Here is a 22617-nt window from a genome sequence, read left to right on the forward strand (position 1 = left end):
CCCCCCCCCCCCCCCCCCCGATTTTACAAGCAGAAGACGGCAAACCAGATTAATCGGTACGTCTCGTGGGCTGGGATTTGTTTATAAGAGACAGAGTGCCGCCGCTCGGGTTGCGCCGGCGCCGGCCCCGACCACCACCCCGGCCCAGGTGGCCGCTGCCGGCATCAGTGCCAGCAGCACGCCGCCGCCGTCCTCGCCGGCCGCGATTCTTGCCGGCCAGCCGACCCGTGCCGTGGTGGCCGCCGCACCGGCGCCTGCACCCACGCCTGTCGCGGCACCCGCCGAAGCGCCGCGACCGGCCATGCCCAGCGATGCCTCGCGTATCCGCATGCAGCCGGGCATGCGCCACCTGGTGGTAGCCATCGATCCGGGCCATGGCGGCCAGGATCCGGGCGCCATCGGCCCGACCGGCAAGCGCGAGAAGGACGTCACCCTGGCCGTGGCGCGCGAACTGGCCCGCCAGGTCAACGCGACGCCGGGCCTGAAGGCCTACCTGACCCGCGACAGCGACGTGTTCATCCCGCTGCCGATGCGTGCGCAGAAGGCGCGCGCGAACAAGGCCGACATCTTCATCTCGATCCACGCCGATGCCGCCGAGAACCGTTCGGCCACCGGTTCGTCGGTGTACGTGCTGTCCACCAAGGGCGCCTCCTCGCAGCGCGCGCGCTGGCTGGCCGACAAGGAAAACGCGGCCGATCTGGTCGGTGGCGTGCGCCTGCAGCAGACCGAGGGCACCCTGGCCAACGTGCTGCTGGACCTGGCCCAGAGCGGTTACATGAAGGCGTCCGAAGACGCGGCCGGCCACGTGCTGGGCGGCCTGAAGCGGATCGGCAACAATCACAAGCCGAACCTCGAGCGCGCCAACTTCGCGGTGCTGCGAACCTCGGACATGCCGGCGATGCTGGTGGAAACCGCCTTTATCTCCAACCCGGACGAAGAACGCCGCCTGACCGACCCGGCCTACCAGCGCAAGGTCGCTGGTGCGGTGCTCGATGGCGTGCATACCTTCTTCAGCCGGCAGCCACCGCCGGGCACGCTGTACGCAGCCCGCGCCCAGGCCGAGATCGACGCCGCCGCCACCATGGCCGGCGGCAGCAAGTAACCCGCCGATGGCGGGTTTCTGCTTTCTGTAGAGTCGAGCCGCGCTCGACCGGGCATTACCGGCACCCTGCCAGTCGAGCATGGCTCGACTCTACAACCGGCGGCTCCGTTATCATCCGTGCATGACGTCTGCCCCCCATCCGCGCCCGATCCGGCCGTTGCCGGAAATCCTGATCAACCAGATCGCCGCCGGCGAAGTGGTCGAACGTCCTGCGTCGGTGGTCAAGGAACTGGTCGAGAACGCCATCGATGCCGGCGCCAGCCGTGTCGACATCGACCTGGAAGAAGGCGGTGTGCGGCTCATCCGCATCCGCGACAACGGCAGTGGCATCGCGCCCGAGCAGCTGCCGCTGGCGGTCTCGCGGCATGCCACCAGCAAGATCGCCGATCTCGACGACCTCGAATCGGTGGCGACCCTCGGTTTCCGCGGCGAAGCGCTGCCGTCCATCGCCTCGGTCAGCCGTTTCACCCTGGCCTCGCGCCGCGCGCATGACGAGCACGGCTCGGCGCTGCAGATCGAAGGCGGCAAGATCGGCGAAGTGACCCCGCGCGCGCATGCGCCCGGCACCACCGTAGAGGTGCGTGAGCTGTTCTACAACGTGCCGGCGCGCCGCAAGTTCCTGCGCGCCGAGCGGACGGAAATGGGCCACATCGAAGAATGGCTGCGCTCGCTGGCGCTGGCCCGCCCGGATGTCGAACTGCGCGTGTCGCACAACGGCAAGGCCTCGCGCCGCTACAAGCCCGGTGACCTGTATTCCGATGTGCGCCTGGCCGAGACCCTCGGCGAGGACTTCGCCAACCAGGCCGTGCGCGTGGACCACACCGGTGCCGGCCTGCGCCTGCATGGCTGGATCGCGCAGCCGCATTATTCACGGGCCAGCGCCGACCAGCAGTACCTGTACGTCAACGGCCGCTCGGTGCGCGACCGCAGTGTCGCCCACGCGGTGAAGATGGCCTACGGCGATGTGCTGTACCACGGCCGCCAGCCGGCCTACGTGCTGTTCCTGGAGCTGGACCCGACCCGGGTCGACGTCAACGTGCACCCGGCCAAGCACGAAGTGCGCTTCCGCGATTCGCGCCTGGTCCACGACTTCGTCTACCGCACCTTGAAGGACGCGCTGGCCGATACCCGCGCCGGTGTGTCCGCGCAGGAGATCGGTGCTGGTGCGGTCCATGCTGCAGACATGGGCGGTGCACCGATGCCGTCCAGTGCCGGTGCGTCGGGCTTCGGCCTGGTGCGCGGTGCCGCGCCCGGTTCGGGCGGTGGCGGTGGTGGCTTCTCCGGCTGGCGCCCGCAGCAGCCGCTCGGCCTGCAGGTGGCCGATGCGCCCGCAGCCTATGCCGCGCTGTATGCCGCACCCGGTGCAGGCGAACGCAGTGGTGCGCTGCCGCCGATGCCGAGCGAGAACGGCCTGCCGGTGACCAGTGCCGATGCCGGCGTGCCGCCGCTGGGCTACGCCATCGCCCAGCTGCACGGCATCTACATCCTGGCCGAGAACGCCGAAGGCCTGATCGTGGTGGACATGCACGCCGCCCACGAGCGCATCGGTTACGAACGCCTGAAGAACGCCCACGATGGCATCGGCCTGCAGTCGCAGCCGTTGCTGGTGCCGATCACCCTGGCGGTGGGCGAGCGCGAGGCCGACACCGCCGAGACGGAAGCGGAAACGCTGGCGGCGCTCGGTTTCGAAGTCACCCGCGCCGGCCCGGGCGCGCTGCATGTGCGCAGCATTCCCGCGCTGCTGGCCAACGCCGAGCCGGAAGGCCTGCTGCGCGACGTGCTGACCGACCTGCGCGAGCATGGCCAGAGCCGGCGCATCGCCAGTGCGCGCGACGAGCTGCTGTCGACCATGGCCTGCCACGGCGCGGTGCGCGCCAACCGGCGCCTGACCGTGCCGGAAATGAACGCGCTGCTGCGTGACATGGAAATCACCGAGCGCTCCGGCCAGTGCAACCACGGGCGGCCGACCTGGGCACGTTTTTCGCTGGCGGAAATCGACCGCTGGTTCCTGCGCGGCCGCTGAGGCCCGCAACGTTGAGGGGAGCATCCATGCGTCATCGGGGAGTGGGCGGCCTGCTGGTCGCTGTGTTGCTGGCCGCCTGCAGCCCGGCACCGGCGCCGGTGCCGGTGGTGAAGGAAGATCCGGCGTTCGCGGCGGGGCAGCAGCAGTGGCGCGTGCAGCGCTATGAAGACCTGACCCGGCCCGATGGCTGGACCGCGCTGGTCGGCCTGCACTGGCTGCAGTACAAGTCGCACTTCATCGGCAGCGGCGCCAGCAGCGGCATCCGCCTGGCGGTGGGCCCGGACAAGCTGGGCCTGCTGCGGCGCGAGGGCGACCAGTGGTGGTTCAGCCCCGAAGCCGGGGTGGACGTCAGCCTGGACGGGCAGCCGGTGCGTGGCCGCGTGCGCATGAACACCGACAAGGATCCGGCGCCCACCGTCCTCACCTTCGATGGCGGCAAGGGCCAGCTGAGCATCATCCGCCGCGGCCCGCGCGATGCGCTGCGGGTCAAGCATGCTGACGCGGATGCGCGCCGCGATTTCGCCGGCATCCAGTACTGGCCCGGCGGTCCCGACTGGCAGGTGCAGGCGCATTTCATCGCCCATCCCGCCGGCAAGACCCTGCCGATCGTGGACATCACCGGCCTGACCACCGAAATGCCGAATGCCGGCGCGGTGGAGTTCGAGCGCGACGGCCGCAGCTGGCGCATGGAAGCGATCGGTGCGCCCGGCGAGCCCCTGTTCCTGGTCTTCGCCGACCGCACCAGCGGCCACGGCAGCTATCCGGCCGGTCGCTACCTGGACATCGATGCACCGGCCGCCGATGGCAGCGTGCGCATCGATTTCAACCATGCCTACAACCCACCCTGTGCCTTCACCCCGTATGCGACCTGCCCGCTGGCGCCCCCGGAAAACCGGTTGGACCTGCGCGTGGACGCCGGCGAGAAGGCGTACCACCTGCCTGAAGGAGAAGGCTGATCATGTCGATCAGATCATTGTTGCGCGGCGCCGTGCTGCTGATGGCCTGCGCGGTCGCCCCCCTGGCCTCTGCGCATGGCGCGCCGGCTGAAGCGCCGGCCGCCAAGCCGCCGGTGCCGCTGCTGTGGAAGGTGACCGGCCCGGGCGATGCGCGTGTCTACCTGCTGGGTTCGTTCCACCTGCTGAAGCCCACCGATTACCCGTTGTCGGCCGATGTCGAGCAGGCCTTCACCGCGTCCAAGCGGGTGCTGTTCGAAGTGTCGCCGGAGGAAATGGAATCGACCCAGGCGGCCACCCAGATGGTGCAGACCGCGATCCGCCGCGATGGCAGTGAACTGAAGCGCGACCTGGATGACGCCACCTGGCAGAAGCTGCAGGCCTACGCCACCCAGAACAAGCTGCCGCTGGGGCAGCTGCAGGGCATGAAGAGCTGGTTCGTCGCGCTCAACATCACCATCGGGCAGATGCAGAAGATGGGCCTGGATGCGAACCTCGGCCTGGACCGTCATTTCATGGCGCAGGCGAAGAAAGCGGGCAAGCAGACCGGCGGGCTGGAGGACATGCAGAGCCAGATCAACCTGCTGGACGGCATGAGCCTGCAGGAGCAGCGGCAGATGATGGCCGAGGCGCTGGACCAGGCCGACAAGGGCGACGAGCAGTCGCTGATGCTGCACGAGGCCTGGCGCCGTGGCGATGACCGCGTGCTGTGGAACAAGATGGCCGTGGAGATGCGCCAGCAGTATCCGCAGCTCTACCAGCGCATCAACACCGCGCGCAACGATGCGTGGGTGCCCAAGCTGCTGCCGTATCTGCAGGACGGGCAGGGCGGCACCCTGGTGGTGGTGGGTGGCCTGCACCTGCTGGGCAGCGATGGCGTGGTGGAGAAGCTGAAGGCCAAGGGCTACAAGGTCGAGCGCGTCTGCACGGGCTGCAAGTTGAAGCGCTGACGCTACCCGGTCGAAGCCACTGGTCTTAGGCATCCAGAACAGAAACGGCGCGCCAGAGGGCGCGCCGTTTTCGTGTCAGGCGGTGCAGTCGCCTCAGCGCCGGGTCTTGCCACCCGTGCCGCTGCTGGTGCCCGGCTCGCTCGGCTTGTTGCCGGTGCCGGTGCCCGTACCGCCGGGGCGCGGGCCGCCAAAGCCGGTGCCCATGTTGCGCTGGAATTCCTGCCACAGCTCGAGGTTGCGCTCGGTCAGCTGGTTCATCATCGCCCACGGGGTCTGGCCCAGCAGGTTGCCCATCTGCTGGCGGAACTGCTGCTGCTGGTCCAGGAAGACCTGCATGCTGCGCTCCAGGTAGTTGCCCATGAAGCCCTGCAGCGAATCGCCGTAGAAGCGGATCAGCTGGCTCAGCAGCTGGGTGGACAGCATCGGTTCGCCGTCCTGCTCCTGGTCGGCGATGATCTGCAGCAGGACCGAACGGGTCAGGTCGTCGCCGCTCTTGGCGTCGCGGACCTCGAAGTCTTCACCATCCAGGATCAGCTGGCGCACATCCTCTATGGTGATGTAGCTGGAAATTTCGGTGTCGTAGAGACGGCGGTTCGGATACTTCTTGATGATGCGGGTCGCAGCCATGAAGCGGTCACTCGTCACTGTAGATGTGCAGCATGGCGCAGTGCACAAGCCTTGGCAACCGCTGCAGGCCCCGCCGGGCTTGGGTTTCACGCCCGATCATGTTGCGCAGCAAGGGTTTGCGTGCTGCGCAGCATGACCAACGGCAGGGAGCTTTGCGTGCCCGCTGCCGCTGCCTGCGGCCTTACCAGCCCATGTGGTGGCCGCCGTTGATGTCCAGGTTGCTGCCGGTGATCCAGGCGGCCTCGTCGGCGACCAGGAAGGACACGCCGTAGGCGATCTCCTCCGGCTTGCCCAGGCGCCCGGTGGGGATGTCGGCGATGATCTTGGCGCGCACTTCCTCCGGCACCGCCATCACCATGTCGGTGGCGACGTAGCCCGGCGAGATGGTGTTGACGGTGATGCCGAAGCCGGCGTTCTCGCGGGCCAGCGAAATGGTGAAGCCGTGCATGCCGGCCTTGGCGGCGGCGTAGTTGGCCTGGCCGTACTGGCCCTTCAGGCCGTTGATCGAGCTGATCTGGATGACCCGGCCCCAGCCGCGGCGGCGCATGCCTTCGATGACCGGGCGGGTGACGTTGAACACCGAATTGAGGTTGGTGTTGATCACGTCGTGCCACTGGTCAGCACGCATGCGGTGGAAGGTGGTGTCGCGGGTAATGCCGGCGTTGTTGACCAGGATCTCGACCGGGCCCAGCTCGGCTTCCACCGCGCGGATCAGCGCTTCGGCGCTTTCCGGGTCGGACACATCGCCGGGGAAGATCGACACGTGGTAGCCGCGTTCGGTCATGGCCTGCTGCCAGGCGCGGGCCTTGGCCTCGTCGCGGTAGTTGGTGGCGACCCGGTGGCCCTGGTCGGCCAGGCGTTGGCAGATGGCGGTACCGATGCCGCCGGTTCCGCCGGTGACCAGTGCGACGCGAGAAGTCATGGAATGCTGTCCGGGTTTCAGGTGGGGGAAAGGGGATTCTGCAACATCGGCGCGGAAAGTGCGCCCGCTGGCGGCGGGCCCGCTCCGATCAGGATGTCGGAACGCGGCAGCCGCGTCGGGTCGAAGGCCTGGCGTGCGGCGGCCAGCAATGCGGGCAATGCGTCGGTGCCGCCCAGCGCGGTGGGTGCCTGGCCCAGCAACTGCCACAGCTGGCGCAGCACCGGCACCGGCCGGCTGCTGTCCACCGGCAGAGCGGCGAGGGACTTGGACAGCTTGTGGCCCGGCGCATCCAGCAGCAATGGCAGGTGCCAGTAGCGCGGAACCGGCAGCCCCAGCGCCTGCTGCAGCAGGATCTGCCGCGCGGTGGAATCGAGCAGGTCGGCGCCGCGGACCACTTCGGTCACGCCCTGCGCCGCATCGTCCACCACCACGGCCAGCTGGTAGGCCCAGCAGCCATCCGCGCGGCGCAGCACGAAATCACCGACCTCGGCATGCACGTCCTGGGTCTGCAGGCCGCGCAGTCCATCTTCGAACCGGACCACGCTGCCCGGCGGCACACGAAAGCGGACGGCAGGGTCCGGTCGCGGCTGTCGCGCCACGCAGCGATGGTGGAGGCCGCCGCTGGCGGCCACTTCGCTGCGGCTGCAGTGGCAGACGAAGGCCCGGTCGCTGGCCAGCAGTGAGTCCAGCGCGGCCTGGTAGGCGTCGCCGCGCGCGCTCTGCCAGAGCACCTCGCCGTCGTGGTCCAGGCCGAATGCGGCCAGGGCCTGCAATTGTGACTGCGCCGCGCCGGCGACCGTGCGCGGTGGGTCGACATCCTCGATGCGCAGCCGCCACAGGCCGCCGTGATGGCGCGCAAGCAGCCAGCTGCCGAAGGCGGCGAGCAGGGAACCGGCGTGCAGCAGGCCGGTGGGCGAGGGCGCGAAGCGGCCGCAGGGAATAGGCGAAGTCATGCTGGCTGAATCGTCGGTCAGGTTGGCGCTTGAATTCAAGCTGACTGCACCGCAAATTGGCAGATATCGACCCCTTCCGAGCCGGAATTCCCCATGTTTACCCGCGTAGCCCTTTTCCTGGCCACCAACCTTGCGGTGCTGATTCTCGCCGGCATCGTGATGTCCATCCTGGGCGTGGACTCCCGTTCGATGAGCGGCCTGCTGGTCATGGCTGGCATCTTCGGCTTTGGTGGTTCCTTCATCTCGCTGCTGCTGTCCAAGTGGATGGCCAAGCGTTCCACCGGTGCGGTGGTCATCACCGAACCGCGCAACCCGACCGAGCGCTGGCTGCTGGCCACCGTCGAGCGCCAAGCCAAGGCGGCCGGCATCGGCATGCCGGAAGTGGCCGTGTATGACGGCCCGGAGATCAACGCCTTCGCCACCGGTGCCAACCGCAACAACGCGCTGGTGGCGGTGTCCACCGGCCTGCTGCACAACATGAGCGAGGACGAGGCCGAAGCAGTGCTGGGCCACGAAATCGCCCACGTCGCCAACGGTGACATGATCACCATGGCGCTGCTGCAGGGCGTGCTGAACACCTTCGTGATCGTGCTGGCCCGCGTGGTCGGCGGCATCATCGACAGCGCGCTGTCGGGCAACCGCGAAGGCGGCGGCCGTGGCTTTGCCTACTTCATCATCGTGTTCGTACTGGAGATGGTGTTCGGCCTGTTCGCGACGATGATCTCGATGTGGTTCTCGCGTCACCGCGAGTTCCGTGCCGACGCCGGTGGTGCCTCGCTGGCCGGTCGCCAGAAGATGATCGCCGCGCTGGAGCGCCTGCAGCTCAACCACGGCCAGAGCACGCTGCCGACCCAGATCGCGGCCTTCGGCATTGCCGGTTCGACGGCGAAGAAGCTGTTCATGAGCCACCCGCCGCTGGAAGAGCGCATTGCCGCGCTGCGCGCTTCGACCGCCGCGTAAGCGACGGGTTTCAACCCGGAGACACCAACGCCCGGCCATGTGCCGGGCGTTTTGTTTCTCCAGCGCGGCGGCGGTTGTCACGTTGGTCTGTAGAGCCGAGCCCACGCTCGGCTGCCTTTCGCGCTGCGCGCGTAAGTCGAGCATGGCTCGACTCTACAGCGGCCCATCCACGGTCATGTGCCGGGGTCTGTAGAGCCGAGCCCACGCTCGGCTGTCTTTCGCGCTGCGCGCGCTAGTCGAGCATGGCTCGACTCTACAAAAGGCGGGCCATGCCCGGCGCGCGGCACAAACAGAAACGGCACCCTTGCGGATGCCGTTTCGGTGAACCGCGCTGACTGGATGCTTAGAACTTGGCGTCGAACTCGGCGGCGTAGCCGGTGTTCACCAGCACCTTCTGCAGCGACTCGGCCACCTTCAGGTTGCCGGCCACGACCTGCTGGGTGTCTGGGCCACGGTTGTCCATGCGGGCCAGGGTCGCGCCCTTGAAGTCGCAGACCTTGCCGCCGGCTTCGCGGACCAGCAGCACGCCGGCCGCGATGTCCCAGGCCTTCACGCCTGCTTCGAAGTAGGCATCGGCGCGGCCACAGGCCACGTAGGCCAGGTCCAGCGCGGCCGAACCACTGCGGCGGATGTCCTCGGCCTGCACCAGCAGGGCGTCGACCGCCTTCAGCTGGGCGCTGGCGCGGGCACGCTCGCGCGGGGCGAAACCGGTGTGGATCATGGTGCCGCCCAGGTCCTTGCGGTCGGCCACGCGGATGCGGCGGTCGTTGAGCACGGCACCGGCGCCACGGCTGGCGGTGAACAGTTCATTGCGCAGCGGATCGAAGATGACCGCATCGGTCGGCTCGCCGTTTTCCACCAGGGCGATCGACACGCAGTAGTGCGGCACGCCGCGCAGGTAGTTGCTGGTGCCGTCCAGCGGGTCGATGACCCACATGTTGCGGTGGCCACCCTGCACGCCGCCTTCTTCGCCGAACACGCCGTACTCGGGGTAGGCGCGCTTGAGTTCCTTGACGATCACCTTTTCGGCGTCGGCATCGACTTCGCTGGCGTAGTCCATCCGGCCCTTCTGCACTACGTTGAGCGCCTCGAGCTTGTTGATGTTGCGCAACAGGACGTTGCCGGCGAGGCGGGCGGCCTTGACCATGACGGTGACGGCGGGTTTCTGCATGGCGTGGGCTCCCGGAAAGGCAGAAGAGGTAGGGCTGGCGGGGGAAAAGAGCGGGTCCGGCGCAGTGGCCGGCCGCACAGTTTACCATTGGTCTTCGTCCAGCTCGACAATTTCCCTGTTCATGTCCCAGTTTCCTGCCGCCACCCGCCTCCGATTCGTCCTGGTCGGTACCCAGCACCCCGGCAACATGGGGGCCGCCGCCCGCGCCCTGAAGACCATGGGCCTGGCCCGCATGCTCCTGGTCGCCCCCGAAAAGCCGCTGGACGAGGAGGCCTTCCGCCGCTCGGCCGGTGCCGAAGACGTGCTGGGTGACGCGCCGGTGGTGGCCACCCTGGCCGAGGCCGTGGCCGACTGCACCCTGGTGCTGGGCTGCACCGCGCGCGCGCGCCGGGTCCGGCTGGAGGAATACCTGCCGTCCGACGCGGCCGCCCGCGCGGTGGCCAAGGCCGGCGAGGGCGCCGAGGTGGCCCTGGTGTTCGGCCGCGAGCGCACCGGCCTGACCAACGAAGAGCTGCAGCTGTGCCACGCGGCGGTGCATATCCCGTCCGACCCGGCGTTCAGCTCGCTCAACCTGGCCGCCGCCGTGCAGGTGCTGGCCTATGAAACGCGCATGCAGCTGCTGGGCGCGCAGCCGGCGGCCGAGGCCGAGCCGGCCGACGTCCGCGAGCCGGTGGCCAGCCACGAGCAGATGGAGAGCTTCTTCGCCCAGCTTGGCGACACCCTGGACGAGATCGATTTCCACAAGGGCCGTGCGCCCGAGTCGGCGATGCGCAAGCTGCGCCGCCTGTTCCTGCGTGGCGAGCCGACCGAACAGGAAGTGCGCCTGCTGCGCGGCATCCTGGCCGATACCCAGCGCATGGCGCGGCTGGCCCGGGAAAACGGCACGTAAGGCTGACGACGGTCTCATTTTTTCGGGTAGTCTGTCTGGATACCCTGGGGGATGAGCTTGTGTCGGCTTCATGTAAGGCAACGCAGTGGGGATTGCTGAGCCTGGTTCCATGGCGGACTGTCCGCGCGGCCACGGCCGTGGCGAGCGCGCTGCGGGCGTGGTATCGGATCGACAAGGTCACAGAAACAACGAAGGGCCGGGCGCTGCTGCAGCGTCCGGCAGCCGCGCGTGCGCGGTGCAGTGGATGGGAGTGGGCAGTGCAGTCGGGACACGTACGGATGGAAGTGGCATGAAGTGGCTCGGCTCGGGAATGCAGGCCCGTTTCCTGCTCGCGATGGGCGGGGCGATGCTGGTGGTGGTGGCGATCCTGGCGGTGATGCTGGGCCGCCAGGCGACGATGCAGAGCGAGGTGAAGAGCCTCAGCGGTGGCGTCATCCATGAATTGTTCGACCGCAGCGTGCGCAGCCGCGGCGAAGCGTTGGCGCGCGAGCTGTCCGATTCGCTGGCCAACCCGCTCTATTACAACGACCTGGGCCAGGTGGGCGCGCTGGTGCGCTCGACCTCGCGGCAGCAGGTGGTGCGCTATGTGCTGGTGTTCGACAGCAAGGGCCGGCTGGTGCATGACGGCTCGGTCGGCGTGCCCGGCTTCGGCAAGCCGATGACCGACCCGTTGGCCACGGCGGCGACCGCCGCGCAGGACCTGCTGGTGCAGCAGTCAGCCAGCGTGCTCGACAACACCATGCCGATCATGGTCGGCAAGCAGCGCATCGGCGGCGTCCGCGTGGGCATGGCGCTGGACGAGGTCAGGGAACGCGAGCTGGCCGCCAATGCCACCCTTGGCGAGCGCCTGCAGCAGGTCGGCAGCCGCCACCTCGGCTGGCTGCTGCTGATGCTGGCCCTGCTGGTGGTGATCGGGGTGACGGTCATCCTCTATGTGCAGCGCACCCTGGTGACGCCGATCCGTGACCTGGCCGCCGCCGCGCGTCGCATCGAAGCCGGTGATTACCAGGCGCCGCTGCGGGAGAACACCCGCGATGACGAGGTCGGCGAGCTGGTGCGCGGCTTTGCCCGCATGCGTGATGCGATCGCCCGCCATGACCGCGAAGTGCGGCACATGGCCTACACCGATGCACTGACCGGGCTGACCAACCGCCTGGCATTCCGCGAGGCGCTGGACCACCGGCTGATGGCCGCGCGCGCGTCCAAGCACCGGCTGGGCCTGCTGTTTGCCGATATCGATGACTTCAAGCGGGTCAACGACACGCTGGGCCACGAGGCCGGTGACGAAGCCCTGCTGCAGTTCGCCCAGCGCATCGGCCAGGCCGTGGCCGAGGCCGGCGGCGATGATGCGCTGCTGGCGCGGTTCGGTGGCGATGAATTCGTGATTCTGGTCGGCGACGGCGACGTGGCCGCCAACGCCCGCCTGCTGGCCGAAGTGCTGGTGCGCGAGCTGGGCAAGCCGCTGGTGGTGCAGGGCAGGGAGCTGTTCCTGGGCACCTCGATCGGCGTGACGCTGTACCCGGACGACGCGGCCGACGCCACCACGCTGCTGAAGAACGGCGACATCGCCATGTACCAGGCGAAGATGGCCGGCAAGAACTGCTACCGCCACTACAGCCGGGCGATGGACCACGCGGTCGAGCGCCGCGTGCACATGGAACAGGAGCTGCGCGGCGCCTGGGAGCGCGGCGAGCTGCGCCTGGCCTACCAGCCGATCTTCCGCATGCGCGACCGCCGCCTGGTGGGCGTGGAAGTGCTGCTGCGCTGGCAGCACCCGACCCTGGGCACGATTCCGCCGTCGGTGTTCATCGAAGTAGCCGAGCAGAGCGGCCTGATCGAGGTGATCGGCCCGAAGGTGCTGCGTGCGGCCTGCATGGAAGCCTCGCAGTGGCCGCGTGGCGCGGTCGGCGACGAGCTGTTCGTGTCGGTGAACGTGTCACCGCGCCAGCTGCGTGGCGGCGAACTGCCGGCGCTGGTGGCGCAGTGCCTGCACGAATCCGGGCTGCCGTCCTCGCGCCTGCACCTGGAGCTGACCGAAACCGCGGTGATCGGCGACGAGATGCTGGCCGCGCAGCTGCTGGACAAGCTGCACCGCACCGGCGTGAAGGTCTGGCTGGACGACTTCGGCACCGGCTTCTCCGGCCTGAGCCACCTGCGCCAGGTACCGGTGGACGGCGTCAAGATCGACAAGAGCTTCGTGGCCGACATGCAGCGCGACCCGGACGACCTGGCGCTGACCACGGCGATCATCGCCATGGCCCATGCGCTGGGCATTACCGTGGTGGCCGAGGGCATCGAGCAGGAAGCGCAGTACGAACTACTGGCCCAGCGCGGCTGCGACCTGGGCCAGGGCTACTGGTTGAGCCACCCGGTAACTGCCACCGAAGTGGTGCGGATGATCGACTCCGGGCTGTAACGGCTGTTCCGGGGTCAGATCCCGTTTTCTGCGAAAAAGGGATCTGACCCCGGTGGTGCGATTACACCGGGCGCTTGCTGGGGTCGCCGGGCAGTTCGCGCACCAGCTTGGGAATCAGGTAGCCGGACAGGCGGGCGGTCAGGCCGGCGATCAGGGCCTTGGCCCGGGTGTCGTCCACTTCGAAGTGGGCCACGCCCTCGACCTTGTCCAGCTGGTGCAGGTAGTAGGGCAGCACGCCGGCGGCGAAGCTGCGCTCGCTCAGGTCCTGCAGTGCCTGCACGCTGTCGTTGACCCCGCGCAGCAGCACGGCCTGGTTCAGCAGCTGCGCGCCGAGGCCGCGCAGGCGTGCCATCGCGGCATCCACGCTGGCATCGAATTCATTGGCATGATTGGCGTGCACCACGATGGCCAGCGGCCACGGCAGGCTGCCCAGCCAGGCCAGCAGTTCTTCGTCCACGCGCTCGGGCAGCACGATCGGCAGACGGGTGTGGATGCGCAGGCGGCGGATGTGCGGAATCTGGCGCAGGGCGTCGGTCAGCTCGACCAGCTTGTGCGTGGCCAGCGACAGCGGATCGCCGCCGGACAGGATCACCTCGTCGATGTCCGGGTCGGCCGCGATGGCCGCCACGGCCTCCTGCCAGCCACCCTTGGCGGCATTCTCCGCGCCGTAGTCGAAGTGGCGGCGGAAGCAGTAGCGGCAGTTGATCGCGCAGCTGCCGGTGGCCACCAGCAGGGCCCGGCCGCGGTACTTCTGGATGACCCCTGTGGCCTTCTTGGCGGCACCATCGCCGACCGCGTCGAAGCTGAACCCGGGCGCCGGGCGCATCTCCTCGTCGATCGGCAGCACCTGGCGCAGCAGCGGGTCGGCCGCATCGCCGGGGCGCATGCGGGTTACGAAGCCTTCCGGCACGCGCAGGGCGAACTGGGCCATGGCCGCCTCCGAGACGCCCAGTGCCGCCGGGTCCAGTTGCAGCCGCGCCAGCAGGGCGTGCGGGTCGCGCAGTGCCTGGCGCCAGAGCTGCTGCCAGCGCGCGGGCGCGCCTGGCGACTGGGGCCGGGGGAAGGCGGAAGGCTGCATGGAGAGGGGGCCTGCGGTTATCATGGGGGCATAAACAGTTGCCCACCGGGGGTCCGGTGGGTTTTCCATTCTACCGGCTCGCCGCACGCGCGGCGGTTTCGCCATTTGAGGAGCTTGAGCATGGCCACTGCGGGCATGAACGATGTCAAGAACGGGATGAAGATCCTGGTCAACAATGAACCGGCCGTCATCTCCGAGACCGAGTTCATCAAGCCGGGCAAGGGCCAGGCTTTCACCCGCGTGCGCTATCGCTTCATCCGCTCGGGCCGCACCGTGGAAATGACCATGAAGGCCACCGATGACGTGGAAGTGGCCGACGTTGTCGATACCAACATGGATTACATGTACAGCGACGGCGAGTACTGGCACTTCATGGACCCGGAAACCTTCGAGCAGGTCCAGGCCGACAAGGCCGGCATGGGCGGCGCCGAGAAGTGGCTGAAGGGCGAAGAGTCCTGCATCGTCACCCTGTTCAACGGTTCGCCGATCTTCGTGCAGCCGCCGAACTTCGTCGAGCTGAAGATCACCGAGACCGATCCGGGCGTCCGTGGCGACACCTCGGGCGGCGGCGGCAAGCCGGCTACCCTGGAAACCGGCGCCGTGGTCCGCGTGCCGCTGTTCGTCAACCAGGATGAAATCGTCAGGGTCGACACCCGCTCGGGCGAATACTCCGCGCGCGTCAAGTAATCCGGCGCAGCCGGATTACCTGGAAGAGCCGAGCCCACGCTCGGGTACGCGCCATCGCATTCGCGCTGGCGCTCCCATGATCTGCTTCGGCAGATCATGGGCCCCGCTTCACGAGTCTCCAGACCCCGCCGCCTCGCGGCAGCCCCTGACTCAGGGCCGCGTCCCCCAGAAGTATCTCGCCGCCCCCACAGCCAAGTGAGCCCGCATGAGCGATAGCCCGCACCTCCCTGAAGCCTGCGACCTGCTCATCGAAGCCGGTTATGTCGTTCCGATCGAGCCGCATGCGGTGGTGCTGGAAGACCATGCCGTCGCCGTGCGTGGCAGCGAAATCGTCGCCATCCTGCCGCGTGCCGAGGCCCGCGCGCGCTTCCGCGCGACCCAGGTGGTCAGCCGCCCCGACGCGGCGCTGATGCCCGGCCTGGTCAACGCGCACACGCACAACCCGATGACCCTGCTGCGCGGCGTCGCCGACGACCTGCCGCTGATGACCTGGCTGCAGCAGCACATCTGGCCGGTGGAAGCGGCGGTGATCGGCCCGGAATTCGTGGCCGACGGCACCACCCTGGCCATCGCCGAGATGCTGCGCGGCGGTACCACCTGCGCCAACGAGAACTACTTCTTCGGCGACGTGCAGGCTGCGGTCTACAAGAAGCACGGTTTCCGCGCGCTGGTCGGCGCGGTCATCATCGATTTCCCCACCGCCTGGGCCAAGACCGACGACGAGTACTTCGCCAAGGCCGGTGAACTGCATGACCAGTGGCGCACCGATCCACTGATCGGCATCGCGTTCGCGCCGCATGCGCCGTACACGGTCAACGATGCCAATTTCGAGCGCGTGCGGATGCTCTCCGACCAGCTCGACATGCAGGTGCACCTGCACACCCACGAGACCGCGCAGGAAATCAACGATTCGATCAAGCTGCACGGCCAGCGCCCGTTGGCGCGGCTGGATCGCCTCGGCCTGGTCAACGACCGCCTGATCGCGGTGCACATGACCCAGCTGACCGATGCGGAAATCCACCTGTGCGCCGAGCGTGGCGTCAGCGTGGTGCATTGCCCGGAATCGAACCTGAAGCTGGCCTCCGGTTTCTGCCCGGCCTGCGCCCTGCAGCGCGCCGGCGTCAACCTCGCCATCGGTACCGATGGCTGCGCCAGCAACAACGACCTGGACATGTTCAGCGAGAACCGCACCGCGGCGATCCTGGCCAAGGCCGTGGCCGAGGATGCGACCGCGCTGGACGCGGCCACCACGCTGCGTGCCTCGACCCTGGGCGGCGCCCGCGCGCTGGGCTTTGGCGAGCGCATCGGTTCGATCGAGGTCGGCAAGCAGGCCGACCTGGTCTGCGTCGACCTGTCCGCGCTGGAAACCCAGCCGCTGCACAACGTGCTGTCGCAGCTGGTGTACGCCACCGGCCGCCAGCAGGTCAGCGACGTCTGGATTGCCGGCAAGCCGAAGCTGGTGCAGCGCGAGCTGGTCGGCATGGACCTGCCGGGCATCATCGCCAACGCGCGCCAGTGGCGCGAGCGCATCCGTCATATCCGCGCCTGATTCCAGGCGCTGCAAGGACTTCCCCATGACTGCCCCCCACGCTTCCTCCAATTTCGATCAGGCCGAGCTGGACAAGTTCGCCGCACTGGCCAACCGCTGGTGGGATGCCGACGGCCCGCAGAAGCCGCTGCACGCCCTGAACCCGGTGCGCCTGCAGTACGTGGCCGACCGCGTGACGCTGCGCGGTGCGCGCGTGCTCGACATCGGCTGCGGTGGCGGCCTGCTGAGCGAAGCGCTGGCCCAGGCCGGTGCCGATGTCACCGCGATTGACCTCGCCCCTGAACTGGTCAAGGTCGCGCGCCTGCATGCGCTGGAAAGCGGCGCCAAGGTCGACTACCGGGTGCAGGCCGCCGAGGATCTGGCGGCCGAACAGCCGGGCAGCTTCGACGTGGTCACCTGCATGGAAATGCTCGAGCACGTGCCCGACCCGGGCGCGATCATCGAGGCCTGCAAGCGCCTGCTGAAGCCCGGTGGCCACCTGTTCCTGTCGACCATCAACCGCACCGCGGCCGCCTTCGCGGTGGCGATCGTCGGCGCCGAGTACGTGGCACGGCTGCTGCCCAAGGGCACCCACCACTACCAGGAATTCATCAAGCCGGCCGAGCTGGCGCGCTGGCTGCGCGAGGCGGACGTGCAGCTGGTGGACGTGAGCGGCATGGCCTACGAGCCGTGGCGCAACCACGCCCGCCTGAGCAGCCGCACCGATATCAACTACCTGGCCTACGCGGTCAAGCCTGCATGACCACGGCCGGCTTCCCGCGGGCGGTGCTGTTCGACCTGGACGGCACCCTGCTGGACAGTGCGCCGGATTTCGTCGCCACCTGCGATGCGATGCTGGCCGGGCGCGGCCGTGCGCCGATCGATCCTGCGCTGCTGCGCCCGGTGGTGTCCAAGGGCTCGCGTGCGATGTTGACCGCCGCCTTCCCGGATCTGGACGCGGCCGACCGCGATGCGCTGATTCCCGAGTTCCTGCAGCGCTATGAAGCGCTGATCGGCCAGCACGCGGTGCTGTTCGACGGCGTGGCTGGCATGCTCGCCGCGCTGGATGCCGCAGGCACCGTGTGGGGCATCGTCACCAACAAGCCGGAATACCTGGCGCGCCTGATCCTGCCGCAGCAGGGCTGGCAGCAGCGCTGTGCGGTGCTGGTGGGTGGTGACAGCCTGGCCGAGCGCAAGCCGCATCCGCTGCCGCTGCTGCACGCCGCGCAGGCGATTGGCGTTGCCGCCGAAGACTGCGTGTACGTGGGCGACGACGAGCGCGACATCATCGCCGCACGCGCGGCGGCCATGCCGTCGGTGGCGGCGCTGTGGGGCTACCGCCTGCACAGCGACGATCCGCTGGCCTGGCAGGCCGACGTACTGGTGGAAAACGCCGAACTTCTGCAACTGGCCAGTCTCTGGCCGACCCGGCCGGCAGCCCCGGCCCAGCCGTAAGGAATGACATAGTGAGCAGTACCGCGCTGGACAGTTTCCTCGACAAGTGGCGCAGCCGTTGGCCGGAATGGTCGGTGGCCGCCCCGTTCGTGGCCGAATCGCAACGCGAGCTCGCGGTGGCGTGGTTCGCGCTGCTGCAGGAATTCGACGACATGCTCAACACCAGCGGCGATCCGATGCCGGCCGACGCCAAGCTGGCGTGGTGGGGCGAGGAGCTGCGCAGCTGGGCCGGGCAGCGCTCGCGCCATCCGCTGGGCCGCCTGCTGGAGCCGGTGCGTGCACCGTGGGCGCAGCTGGCCGAAACCCTGCCGGACTTGGTCGAGGCGCGCACGGTTGCACTCGATGCGGCCAGTGCCGAGCGCGCGCTGGCCAACTACGCCGACGCGGTGGCGGCGGTGGAAGTGGTGCTGTTCAACGACACGCCGCGCAAGGGCGCTGGCCGTGCCGTGCAGCTGCAGACCCTGGCCCAGCGCCTGCAGGATGCGGGCGTGGCCGGCGTGCCGCGCAGCCTGCTGGACGAGGACGCCAGCAACGCCACGCAGCGTTGGGCGCAGCACCTGTTGAAGGGCTGGGCGACCCGCGTGCCGGGCCCGCGCGCGCGCCGCGTCTGGTCCAGCCTGGCCCGCGCCCGCGTGGCCGCGCAGGCCGCAGGCAAGCCGATCGAAGCGACCCCGGTGCGCACCCTGCTGCGTGTGTGGTGGGCCGCACGCGGTTGATGCCGCTGCGCTCGCCGGGCTTGGCCCGGCGAGGATACATACGCGTTATTTGCGTTCCAGCACCAGCAACGGATCGATGCGGGTGTCGAACCAGTTCATGCCCCAGTGCAGGTGCGGGCCGGTGGCACGACCGGTGGCGCCGACGGCGGCGATCACCTGGCCCTGGGTCACCCGGTCGCCGGCCTTCACGTCGATGCGCGACAGGTGCAGGAAGTTCGAGCTGACGCCGTAACCGTGGTCGATCAGCAGGGTGCCGCCGGTCAGGTACAGGTCCGGGCCGGCGAAGGTCACCACGCCGGCGGCCGGGGCCTTCACCGGGGTGCCGGTGGGCACGGCGATGTCCATGCCGGAATGGCCGGCGCCGGGCTGGCCGTTGTACACGCGCGCATTGCCGAAGCGGCCGCTGATGCGGCCCTGCACCGGCCAGATGAAGGTCTGGGTGAAGTCGGTGCGGTCGTCATCGCGGGCGCGCGCGGCGGTCACCTGCGCCTGTTCGCGCTTGATCCGCTCCGCAATCGCCGGTGGTGGGTTGACCGTCTTCGGCGGCACGCCGTTGACGCGCTCGGTCGGCCAGTCGCGCGGGGTCACGTTGATGGTGGCGGTTTCGCTGCCACCATCGGGTCGCTGCACCTGTACCTGCAGCGGGCCCTTTTCATCACGGCCTATGCCGAACACCACGCTGCCGTAGCTGCTCACCCGCAGCTGGCGGCCGGCGTACTGCACGCGGCTGCCGGCGGGTACCTTGCCGATCACCAGGGCGCCCTGCGACGCGCTGGCCGGGAACACCACGCGGCTGTCGATCAGGCTGCCGATGCCATCCTGCGCCTGTGCTGCCGGTGCGGTGAACAGGGGAGCGGCCAGCAGCAGCGCCCCGATCATCAGTGCCGGACGCATCAGCGGTCGTAGGTCATGCGCTGGCCGGCGGGTTCGCCCACCAGCTTGCTGCCGTCCCACACCAGCTGGCCGTTGACCCAGGTCGAGGCCACGCGCGAGCGGAAGGTGGTGCCTTCGAACGGCGACCAGCCGCACTTGGACAGCACGTCCTCGCGCTTGACGGTGAACGGCACGTCTTCCACCAGCACCAGGTCGGCGAAATAGCCTTCGCGCAGGAAGCCGCGCTCTTCCACGTCGAACAGCTGCGCCGGGGCGTGGGCGAACTTCTGCACCACCTGCTCGCGGGTCAGCTTGCCTTCGTGCACGCGCTCCAGCGCTGCCACCAGCGCGTACTGCACCAGCGGCAGGCCGGACGGCGCCTGTGCGTAGGGCTTCTGCTTCTCTTCCCAGGTGTGCGGGGCATGGTCGGTGGCCAGCACGTCCAGCACGTCATCGGCCAGCGCAGCGGTGATCGCTTCGCGGTCGGAGACTTCCTTGATGGCCGGGTTGCACTTGATCAGGTTGCCCTTGGTCGCGTAATCCGGGCGCGCGAAGTGCAGGAAGTGCACGCAGGTTTCAGCGGTGATCTGCTTGCGGCTGCCGTCGGCGCGGATCAGCGGGCCCTTCTCGAACAGCGCCAGCTCGTCGGCGGTGGAGATGTGCAGCACGTGCAGGCGGGTGCCGTGCTTGCGCGCCAGCGACATCGCCAGGCGGGTCGACTTGATGCAGGCCTCGCGCGAACGGATGTCCGGGTGCATGTCCGCGGTCAACGCGTCGCCGTACTTCTCCTGGAAGGCCTTGAGGTTGGCATCGATCATCGGCGTGTCTTCGCAGTGCGTGATGATCGGGGTCGGGCATTCGCGGAAGATCGCGTCCAGCGTCTCCGGGTCGTCCACCAGCATGTTGCCGGTGGAGGCGCCCATGAACACCTTCACGCCCGGCGCCTTCTTCGGGTCCAGCGCGCGGATCGCTTCCAGGTTGTCGTTGCTGGCGCCGTGGTAGAAGCCGTAGTTGGCCCAGGCGCGGCCGCGTGCCAGCTCGTACTTGGCTTCCAGGATGGTCGAATCCAGGGTCGGCGGGTTGGTGTTGGGCATGTCCATGAAGCTGGTCAGGCCACCGGCCACCGCGGCCGCCGATTCGCTGGCGATGTCGCCCTTGTGGGTCAGGCCCGGTTCGCGGAAGTGCACCTGGTCATCGATCATGCCGGGCAGCAGCCAGCGTCCGGCCGCGTCCACCACCTGCTCGCCATCGCGCGGGGCCAGGCCACTGCCAATCTGCGCGATGCGGCCATTCTCGATGCGCAGGTCGCCGTCGAAGGTGCGGCCTTCGTTGACCATGCGCGCGTTGGTGATGAGGGTGGAGGACATGTCAGTGTTTTCCTGTGCAACGGCAAGAGGGGGCGTCGGGGGATTCGGGCACCGGGTCGAAGCCGCCGGGATGGAACGGATGGCAGCGGCCGAGGCGGCGCGCGGCCAGCCAGCTGCCACGCAGCGGACCGTGCATCGAGATGGCGTCCATGGCGTATTCAGAACAGCTCGGCACGAAACGGCAGCGCGGCCCCAGCAGGGGGCTGATGAAGCGCTTGTAGAAGCGCAGCAGGGCAATGAGCAGGCGCGAGATCACCCAGTCATCTTATGCCAGTTGGCATGAAGGCCGCATTTGTGCAGGATGGGCCGTTGGTCGCATGTCGCCCATGGCCTGCGACCGGTACCGGCACCGTGGGGTGCCGGCCAGGTTCCGTACCGCGCAGGGCGGTCCATGTTCGTCGGACCGACACTTTGGGCCGCTGGCTCCAGGACTGAATGGAGCGGGCCCCCGAGGTTGCTGCTGCGGGTCGGGTAGGCTATAAAGGCCCGCTTTCCCGGGCCCCGGGGAATCCAAGGAAGAGCGTTTCGTGGCTGCTAAAAAAACTGCAAAGAAGGCCGTCGAGGCCGCCAAGAAAACCGCCAAGCCTGTTGTGAAGAAGTTGGCGGCCAAGCCCGTTGCCAAGAAGCCGGCCAGCAAGGCGGCCACCAAGGCAGCATCCTCGCAACCGGCGGCCAGGAAGGCCACCGCAACGAAATCGCCGGCCAAGGCCAGCAAGCCAGCGGCGAAGAAGCCCGCTGCGCCGGCCAAGGCCAAGCCCGCGGCAGCCAGCAGGAAGGCGCCGGTGGCGAAGAAGGCAGCCAGCAAGGCGGCACCGGCCAAGAAGGTCGTCGCCAAGCCGGCACCGAAGAAAGCGGCCGCCAAGCCCGCGCCGAAGCCGGTGGCCAAGAAGGCCGCGGCCAAGCCGGTCGCCAAGCCGGCGGCAAAGAAGCCTGCAGCGGCCAAACCCGCCACGCCTGCCGCTGTAAAGAAAGCCACCAAGAATGTCGCCAAGCCGGCTGCCAAGCCGGCCCCGGCCCCGGTAGTGAAAACCGCACCGAAGCCCGCCGCCAAGGCAGCTCCGGCCAAGTCTGTCCCGGCCAAGACCGCGGCAGTGGCAGCAGCCAAACCGGCCCCCAAGCCGGCCCCGACCGCCACCCCTGCAGCATCGACCGCCCCGCAATCCAAGAATCCCGTGCCCGTTTCGAAATCGCCTGCCAAGACCGCCGTGAAAACCGCCGTGAAACCTGATCCCGCTCCGAAGACCGTGTCGCGCCCAGTGGGCAAGGTCGCCGTGGCTGTGACCGCCCGTTCGGCGGCGCCGGCCCCGCGCAGCAAGTACAAAGTCGTCGAATACAAGACCGACGAGGCCACCGGCCGCCCGATCCTGCCGACCGGCTACAAGCCCGGCTCGGAAGAGGAGTACATGAGCCCGCTGCAGCAGGAATACTTCCGCCAGCGCCTGCAGAACTGGCGCGCCGACCTGGTGGAAGAATCCAAGCAGACCATCGAGAACCTGCGCGAGGAAGTGCGTGACATCGGCGACGAAGCCGAGCGCGCGACCCGCGAGACGGAGAACTCGCTGGAACTGCGTACCCGCGACCGTTACCGCAAGCTGATCGGCAAGATCGACAGCACCCTGAAGCGCCTGGAAGCCGGCGACTACGGTTACTGCGTGGACACTGGTGAGGAAATCGGCCTGGAGCGCCTCGAAGCGCGCCTGACCGCCGAGCGCACCATCGACGCCCAGGAGCGTTGGGAGCACCTGCAGAAGCAGCAGGGCGACTGACACCAGAGCGTTGTCTGGTCATGCGAAGAACCCGGCCTCGGCCGGGTTTTTTGTTGGGTGATCGTGCTCTTGTAGAGCCGAGCCCACGCTCGGCTGGCCGTTCTTTTGTAGAGTCGGGGGGGGGGGGGGGGGGGGGGGGGGGGGGGGGGGGGGGGGGGGGGGGGGGGGGGGGGGGGGGGGG

At 68.6% G+C, this 22617-nt stretch carries 21 protein-coding genes; 13 read left to right on the top strand and 8 right to left on the bottom strand.

What is annotated here, in order from left to right; genetic code table 11:
- The 4 genes from NQ204_RS18100 to NQ204_RS18115 form a co-directional block, all read left to right on the top strand.
- Positions 1-1102: N-acetylmuramoyl-L-alanine amidase (locus NQ204_RS18100; protein ID WP_488192378.1), on the top strand; the 1102-nt coding region annotated here is incomplete at its 5' end.
- Between the two features lie 121 nt (positions 1103-1223).
- Positions 1224-3125, top strand: coding sequence for a DNA mismatch repair endonuclease MutL (gene mutL / locus NQ204_RS18105; protein ID WP_256644572.1), 1902 nt, complete (start codon positions 1224-1226; stop codon positions 3123-3125).
- A gap of 26 nt (positions 3126-3151) precedes the next feature.
- Complete coding sequence (locus NQ204_RS18110) at positions 3152-4081, top strand: DUF1684 domain-containing protein (RefSeq protein WP_116863882.1); 930 nt, start codon at positions 3152-3154, stop codon at positions 4079-4081.
- Positions 4082-4083: 2 nt separating this feature from the next.
- Positions 4084-5028 (top strand): TraB/GumN family protein, encoded by a 945-nt coding sequence (locus NQ204_RS18115; RefSeq protein WP_116863881.1) that lies wholly within the window; start codon positions 4084-4086, stop codon positions 5026-5028.
- Between the two features lie 93 nt (positions 5029-5121).
- Here NQ204_RS18115 and phaR read toward each other — a convergent pair whose 3' ends face one another.
- From phaR to gluQRS, 3 genes are all read right to left on the bottom strand, one after another.
- Positions 5122-5655: a polyhydroxyalkanoate synthesis repressor PhaR gene (gene phaR, locus NQ204_RS18120; RefSeq protein ID WP_116863880.1), complete on the bottom strand. Its 534-nt coding sequence runs from the start codon at positions 5653-5655 to the stop codon at positions 5122-5124.
- 181 nt (positions 5656-5836) lie between these two features.
- On the bottom strand, positions 5837-6577 hold the full coding sequence (phbB, locus tag NQ204_RS18125; protein ID WP_108769391.1) for a beta-ketoacyl-ACP reductase: 741 nt from the start codon (positions 6575-6577) through the stop codon (positions 5837-5839).
- Positions 6578-6594: 17 nt separating this feature from the next.
- Positions 6595-7530, bottom strand: coding sequence for a tRNA glutamyl-Q(34) synthetase GluQRS (gluQRS, locus tag NQ204_RS18130; RefSeq protein WP_256644573.1), 936 nt, complete (start codon positions 7528-7530; stop codon positions 6595-6597).
- Between the two features lie 93 nt (positions 7531-7623).
- Between gluQRS and htpX the strand changes: the two genes are divergently transcribed.
- Complete coding sequence (gene htpX / locus NQ204_RS18135) at positions 7624-8490, top strand: protease HtpX (RefSeq protein ID WP_116863878.1); 867 nt, start codon at positions 7624-7626, stop codon at positions 8488-8490.
- Positions 8491-8833: 343 nt separating this feature from the next.
- Here htpX and NQ204_RS18140 read toward each other — a convergent pair whose 3' ends face one another.
- Positions 8834-9661, bottom strand: a complete 828-nt coding sequence (locus NQ204_RS18140) for an inositol monophosphatase family protein (RefSeq protein WP_079222538.1) — start codon at positions 9659-9661, stop codon at positions 8834-8836.
- A gap of 121 nt (positions 9662-9782) precedes the next feature.
- On the opposite strand from NQ204_RS18140, the gene NQ204_RS18145 reads away from it, so the two are divergent.
- Positions 9783-10550 (top strand): RNA methyltransferase, encoded by a 768-nt coding sequence (locus NQ204_RS18145; protein ID WP_256644574.1) that lies wholly within the window; start codon positions 9783-9785, stop codon positions 10548-10550.
- A 289-nt stretch (positions 10551-10839) separates the two neighbouring features.
- Positions 10840-12966, top strand: coding sequence for a putative bifunctional diguanylate cyclase/phosphodiesterase (locus NQ204_RS18150; RefSeq protein WP_116863876.1), 2127 nt, complete (start codon positions 10840-10842; stop codon positions 12964-12966).
- A 61-nt stretch (positions 12967-13027) separates the two neighbouring features.
- Here the strand turns inward: NQ204_RS18150 and epmB are convergent, their stop codons facing one another.
- Complete coding sequence (gene epmB, locus NQ204_RS18155) at positions 13028-14044, bottom strand: EF-P beta-lysylation protein EpmB (protein ID WP_256644575.1); 1017 nt, start codon at positions 14042-14044, stop codon at positions 13028-13030.
- A gap of 120 nt (positions 14045-14164) precedes the next feature.
- Between epmB and efp the strand changes: the two genes are divergently transcribed.
- The 5 genes from efp to NQ204_RS18180 all read left to right on the top strand — a co-directional run bounded on the left by efp (position 14165) and on the right by NQ204_RS18180 (position 18430).
- On the top strand, positions 14165-14731 hold the full coding sequence (gene efp / locus NQ204_RS18160; RefSeq protein WP_116863874.1) for an elongation factor P: 567 nt from the start codon (positions 14165-14167) through the stop codon (positions 14729-14731).
- A 205-nt stretch (positions 14732-14936) separates the two neighbouring features.
- Positions 14937-16280, top strand: coding sequence for a TRZ/ATZ family hydrolase (locus NQ204_RS18165; RefSeq protein WP_256644576.1), 1344 nt, complete (start codon positions 14937-14939; stop codon positions 16278-16280).
- A 25-nt stretch (positions 16281-16305) separates the two neighbouring features.
- Positions 16306-17022 carry a bifunctional 2-polyprenyl-6-hydroxyphenol methylase/3-demethylubiquinol 3-O-methyltransferase UbiG gene (ubiG, locus tag NQ204_RS18170; protein WP_200752919.1) on the top strand — a complete coding sequence of 239 codons (717 nt, stop codon included), beginning with the start codon at positions 16306-16308 and terminating at the stop codon, positions 17020-17022.
- Positions 17019-17714: a phosphoglycolate phosphatase gene (locus tag NQ204_RS18175; protein WP_116863871.1), complete on the top strand. Its 696-nt coding sequence runs from the start codon at positions 17019-17021 to the stop codon at positions 17712-17714. The genes ubiG and NQ204_RS18175 overlap by 4 nt, the downstream gene beginning before the upstream one ends.
- Positions 17715-17722: 8 nt before the next feature.
- The gene (locus tag NQ204_RS18180) at positions 17723-18430 is read left to right on the top strand and encodes a phytoene/squalene synthase family protein (protein ID WP_488192379.1); all 708 of its coding nucleotides are present in this window, start codon (positions 17723-17725) and stop codon (positions 18428-18430) included.
- 45 nt (positions 18431-18475) lie between these two features.
- On the opposite strand, the gene NQ204_RS18185 is transcribed toward NQ204_RS18180, so the two are convergent.
- Genes NQ204_RS18185 through yidD form a run of 3 tightly spaced genes read right to left on the bottom strand, consistent with a single transcriptional unit; the run spans position 18476 to position 20926 of the window.
- Positions 18476-19324: a M23 family metallopeptidase gene (locus tag NQ204_RS18185; protein ID WP_165835709.1), complete on the bottom strand. Its 849-nt coding sequence runs from the start codon at positions 19322-19324 to the stop codon at positions 18476-18478.
- Positions 19324-20670: a dihydroorotase gene (locus NQ204_RS18190; protein ID WP_116863868.1), complete on the bottom strand. Its 1347-nt coding sequence runs from the start codon at positions 20668-20670 to the stop codon at positions 19324-19326. The genes NQ204_RS18185 and NQ204_RS18190 overlap by 1 nt, the downstream gene beginning before the upstream one ends.
- 1 nt (position 20671) lies before the next feature.
- Entirely contained in the window at positions 20672-20926 is a 255-nt protein-coding gene (gene yidD, locus NQ204_RS18195) for a membrane protein insertion efficiency factor YidD (RefSeq protein ID WP_256644577.1), read from the bottom strand.
- Between the two features lie 271 nt (positions 20927-21197).
- Here yidD and dksA point away from each other — a divergent pair, with 271 nt between their 5' ends.
- Positions 21198-22436, top strand: a complete 1239-nt coding sequence (gene dksA, locus NQ204_RS18200) for an RNA polymerase-binding protein DksA (RefSeq protein ID WP_256644578.1) — start codon at positions 21198-21200, stop codon at positions 22434-22436.
- The last annotated feature ends 181 nt before the right edge of the window (positions 22437-22617 follow it).

Source organism: Stenotrophomonas testudinis (assembly GCF_024499815.1).
Lineage (GTDB): Bacteria > Pseudomonadota > Gammaproteobacteria > Xanthomonadales > Xanthomonadaceae > Stenotrophomonas.

What these genes read in the sequence shown, in the direction of transcription:
- mutL (WP_256644572.1), top strand. Translation starts at nt 1,224, where the DNA reads ATGACGTCTGCCCCCCATCCGCGCCCGATCCGGCCGTTGCCGGAAATC.
- NQ204_RS18110 (WP_116863882.1), top strand. Translation starts at nt 3,152, where the DNA reads ATGCGTCATCGGGGAGTGGGCGGCCTGCTGGTCGCTGTGTTGCTGGCC.
- NQ204_RS18115 (WP_116863881.1), top strand. Translation starts at nt 4,084, where the DNA reads ATGTCGATCAGATCATTGTTGCGCGGCGCCGTGCTGCTGATGGCCTGC.
- phaR (WP_116863880.1), bottom strand. Translation starts at nt 5,655, where the DNA reads ATGGCTGCGACCCGCATCATCAAGAAGTATCCGAACCGCCGTCTCTAC.
- phbB (WP_108769391.1), bottom strand. Translation starts at nt 6,577, where the DNA reads ATGACTTCTCGCGTCGCACTGGTCACCGGCGGAACCGGCGGCATCGGT.
- gluQRS (WP_256644573.1), bottom strand. Translation starts at nt 7,530, where the DNA reads ATGACTTCGCCTATTCCCTGCGGCCGCTTCGCGCCCTCGCCCACCGGC.
- htpX (WP_116863878.1), top strand. Translation starts at nt 7,624, where the DNA reads ATGTTTACCCGCGTAGCCCTTTTCCTGGCCACCAACCTTGCGGTGCTG.
- NQ204_RS18140 (WP_079222538.1), bottom strand. Translation starts at nt 9,661, where the DNA reads ATGCAGAAACCCGCCGTCACCGTCATGGTCAAGGCCGCCCGCCTCGCC.
- NQ204_RS18145 (WP_256644574.1), top strand. Translation starts at nt 9,783, where the DNA reads ATGTCCCAGTTTCCTGCCGCCACCCGCCTCCGATTCGTCCTGGTCGGT.
- NQ204_RS18150 (WP_116863876.1), top strand. Translation starts at nt 10,840, where the DNA reads ATGAAGTGGCTCGGCTCGGGAATGCAGGCCCGTTTCCTGCTCGCGATG.
- epmB (WP_256644575.1), bottom strand. Translation starts at nt 14,044, where the DNA reads ATGCAGCCTTCCGCCTTCCCCCGGCCCCAGTCGCCAGGCGCGCCCGCG.
- efp (WP_116863874.1), top strand. Translation starts at nt 14,165, where the DNA reads ATGGCCACTGCGGGCATGAACGATGTCAAGAACGGGATGAAGATCCTG.
- NQ204_RS18165 (WP_256644576.1), top strand. Translation starts at nt 14,937, where the DNA reads ATGAGCGATAGCCCGCACCTCCCTGAAGCCTGCGACCTGCTCATCGAA.
- ubiG (WP_200752919.1), top strand. Translation starts at nt 16,306, where the DNA reads ATGACTGCCCCCCACGCTTCCTCCAATTTCGATCAGGCCGAGCTGGAC.
- NQ204_RS18175 (WP_116863871.1), top strand. Translation starts at nt 17,019, where the DNA reads ATGACCACGGCCGGCTTCCCGCGGGCGGTGCTGTTCGACCTGGACGGC.
- NQ204_RS18185 (WP_165835709.1), bottom strand. Translation starts at nt 19,324, where the DNA reads ATGCGTCCGGCACTGATGATCGGGGCGCTGCTGCTGGCCGCTCCCCTG.
- NQ204_RS18190 (WP_116863868.1), bottom strand. Translation starts at nt 20,670, where the DNA reads ATGTCCTCCACCCTCATCACCAACGCGCGCATGGTCAACGAAGGCCGC.